Raw genomic sequence first — 1,136 nt, 5'->3', positions numbered from 1 at the left:
GACGGCGTCGAATCCACCGGTCTTGATCATCTCGCGGGTCTCGGCCGGCGGCGGCGCTGCCCGGACGGTGCGGTAGGCGGTGACGTCGTCGATCTCCCAACCGCGTTCGCGCAGGCCCTCTGCGAGGGTTTCGGTTGCAATGTCCGCGCGCGGCAACAGAACCCGGTTGACCGGATCGAAAACGTCGTCGTACGGAGCGAATTCGGCCAACAGGCCTTCGCTGGACTGCTCACCGGTCGGGATCAGCTCGGGGTTGATACCGAACGAGCGCACCTTGGCTGCGGTTGCTTCACCGATGCAGGCGATCTTCACACCGGAGAAGGCGCGAGCGTCGAGGCCGAACTCTTCGAACTTCTCCCACACTGCGCGAACGGCATTGGTGGAAGTGAAGACGACCCACTGGTAGCGACCGTCGACGAGACCCTTGACCGAACGCTCCATCTGAGCCGGGCTGCGGGGCGGCTCGACGGCGATGGTCGGAACCTCGATCGGGATGGCTCCGTGAGTGACCAGACGGTCGCTCATCTCGCCGGCCTGATCCTTTGTGCGCGGCACGAGGACGGTCCAGCCGTACAGTGCGCGCGATTCCCACCACGACATCTTGTTGCGCTGCGCGACAACCTTGCCGACCGTGACGATGAGCGAGCCCACCAGTTCGGATCCGGCTTCGTTGAGAGTGGCGAGAGTTGCCTCGACGGTTCGCTGCTGACGAGTGGTGCCGCGGACGGTGATGGCAGCGGGCGTCTGCGGAGCCAAGCCGTTCTCGACCAGCGCGCTGGCGGTCTCGGCGAGATGTCCTGACGTTGCATGCAGGACAAGCGGTCCCGGTGCAGCGGCCAGAGCAGCCCAGTCCACTTCACCGCGAACGTCGGCCTCGGTGTGACCCGAGCCGAGCGCCATGCCTGCGTAACTCGGCACAGCCGAACCGGAAGGCAGACCCGGGAGAACCTCGAACTGAACCTGCGTGCGGGCGACTGCGGTGACCTCCGCGATCACGGAATCGGTGGTCAGCGGGTCGCCGGAGACCAGACGCACGACGTCGTGGCCGTTTTTGGCCTCGTGAACCAATGTCTTTGCAACCTCGGCAGGTTCACCGAGTGCCGGACGCACGTCCGCGATCAGCTCGCCGGTCTCCT

Annotated in this window: 1 protein-coding gene; it reads right to left on the bottom strand. The window is 65.7% G+C overall.

From position 1 onward, the window contains the following. Positions 1-1,136, bottom strand: a 1,136-nt coding sequence (locus ABT116_RS48870; protein WP_351648046.1) for a bifunctional uroporphyrinogen-III C-methyltransferase/uroporphyrinogen-III synthase, incomplete at both ends; no start/stop codon positions are given.

Source organism: Streptomyces sp. NPDC002130, from assembly GCF_040296465.1.
In the GTDB taxonomy this organism is placed as follows: domain Bacteria; phylum Actinomycetota; class Actinomycetes; order Streptomycetales; family Streptomycetaceae; genus Streptomyces.
This window is presented reverse-complemented; position numbering and strand designations above follow the sequence as displayed.